At 57.8% G+C, this 2,437-nt stretch carries 2 protein-coding genes; both read right to left on the reverse strand.

Translation table 11 applies throughout. The features are described 5' to 3' along the window. A partial coding sequence (locus AC1DT3_RS18010; protein WP_477466603.1) for a DUF2848 domain-containing protein occupies window positions 1–605 on the reverse strand: 605 nt, incomplete at its 3' end. 64 nt (window positions 606–669) lie between these two features. Further along, the gene (locus AC1DT3_RS18015) at window positions 670–2,001 is read right to left on the reverse strand and encodes an MFS transporter (RefSeq protein WP_477466604.1); all 1,332 of its coding nucleotides are present in this window, start codon (window positions 1,999–2,001) and stop codon (window positions 670–672) included. Window positions 2,002–2,437 lie beyond the last annotated feature (436 nt).

The raw sequence follows: 2,437 nt of genomic DNA on the forward strand, positions 1-2,437 counted from the left end.
GCCGTGAATTCATTCGATGGACGGATTCCGCCGATCGCGGGCGTCGTTCCGCACATGAACATCGCTTGAGGCGGCAACGGGTTGACCTCGGAGGGCAGTTTCTGGAGAAGGATCTGCGGATGCAGCATCGCATCCAGCGTGCCCTCCTGATAGACAACGCGCTCTCCGCCTTCTCGTATGAAACTGCGCAGAATGAGTTGGTCCCAGTGCGCCGAGACCTCTTTCAAGGGCCAGAGTTGCTTGCCGATGGGCTTCTGGCACAATTGCTTCGAGAGAGCGATGTCGACCGTCTCCGCCTTTCGATCCGTGTGGTCGGAACCGATACCGAGCCAAAGTCCGTCCGACAAGGACAGTACGATCGGTTCGGCTTCGCCGGACGTGTGATCGCCCAGAACCTGAATCGCGTCGGACTGTGTCACGAGATTTGCAGAGAGGTGGTAGTAGATCGGCGCCTTCGAAGGCGCCTTGACGCCGATATGGGCCAGCTCGTCGAGGTGGAGCTGCACAGCCGCCGGCTGTCCGGTCAATCCACCGAGTGTCAGACGATTTAGACTAACCGAAACAGCTCTCGTGCCAGTCAATGTAACTTGTTCAAATGCGAACACGGGAAGCCTCCTCCGATTGATGCCCGGTGCGCTGTCGCTTGCGACAGCGCAGCGGTATTTCTCGTCAATCTTTCAGAGGGCGACCGGCCGTCTCCTTCGCGGCGAGTAACGCAATGACTGTCACCGCAAGCGCTCCCCAGAAGTACAGTTTGATCGCCAGCAATCCTGGGAACTCACGCTGAAGCGTCGTGAAGAGAAGCGGGGCGAGGCCACCGCCGAGTGCGCCGGCAAGCGTGTAGGCCAAAGAGCAACCGCTGTAGCGCACGCGGGTCGTGAATTGCTCGGCGACGAAGGCGGATTGGGGGCCGTACATCGCAGAGTGGAGGACGAGACCGATGGTCAGACCCGCGACGATCAGGATCGGATCGCGCGTATCGAACATCCAGAAGAGGACGAGGATCCATACGGCCGAAGCGAAAGCGCCGGCGAGATAGACCGGACGGCGACCGATGCGATCGGACAGGGCGGAGAAGGCCAAACATCCAAGGCCGTTCGCAACCGTTCCGATCATCACCCCGGTGACGGCAACCGAGCGGCTCACGCCGAGCGTCTGGGTGAGATAGCTGAGAGAAAACACGGCGAGGAATCCGAACCAGACGTCTGAACCAATGCGCGCGCTGCCGGCAATGAACAGGCTCTTGAGGTGTTTCGTGAACACTTCCTTCAAAGGTGCATGGGCCGTGTGCCCGTCCTTCGAAATACGTTCGAACTCCGGCGACTCGGAGACCCCGACCCGCAACCACAACCCGAAGAGGACAACGAGAATGCTGGCCAGGAACGGAAGACGCCAGCCCCATTCGACGAATGCCGCATCCGAAACGAACGAGGTCACCGCGGCGAGAGTTGCGGTTCCGGTGAAAATGCCCACCATCGCGCCCACCTGCGCCCAGGACGCCTGAAACCCGCGGTGCCTGATGGAGGCCTGCTCGGCCGTCAACAGAACCGCGCCTGCCCATTCTCCACCGAGCGCAACGCCCTGAATGAAACGGAGTGCGACGAGTAGCACCGCGCCCCAGACGCCGATCGTCGCATAGGTCGGCAGAAGGCCCATGGCGAAGGTCGTTCCACCCATGAGCACTAAGGTCAGCATGAGGACATCACGCCGACCAAGCTTGTCCCCGAGCCGGCCGAAAATGAACCCACCGACGGGGCGCGACAGGTACCCCACGGCGTATGTCGAGAACGCCAGAATGGTGCCTGCGATCGGATCGAATTGCGGAAAGAAGAGTTGATTGAAGATCAATGCCGCCATTGCATTGTAGAGGGTGAATTCAAACCACTCCAAAGCCGTTCCCACCATGCTCGCGGCGGCCAGTCGCGCGCTGCTCGCGCCACTCGATTTCACAGTGATTGTCGAGCTCAACGCCTGTGAATCCAAATTTGTTACGTCCAACATGCCATGCTCCTCACCGTGTGAAGTCATTCCCTTGAGCACGTGGCGCTGCCATGTTTATTTTAGACTGCGGAATTACTGAACCATAGGTTCTCATGAAATTCAGCAGATCATTTTTACAGTTGTTCGAGCGAGAATTATTTGTTTCCGCCCAGACATGCCACATCTCAGCTTTTTTTGTAGGAACGATTGTTTCGGGGAGCAACCAAAGCGACGCTCTATCTGATATAGCCAAATCGACTTCTCGCTCCGTTCGATGACCGTCAGGCCGGTCCTCCATTTTGTCGAGGGTCTGGGTGAGTGCTCGTCTGCGGCGCCCTAACGTCCCTTTGAAAGAACGAAGCCGACAAAGACTCTTGAAAACTTGTTAAGCCGATAACTAAGAATATATGCCCTATCGGTGCAAAATATGTTTGAGATTTGAAACAGGGAGTAGGAT

It is taken from the genome of Microvirga sp. P4_G7 (genome assembly GCF_056401005.1).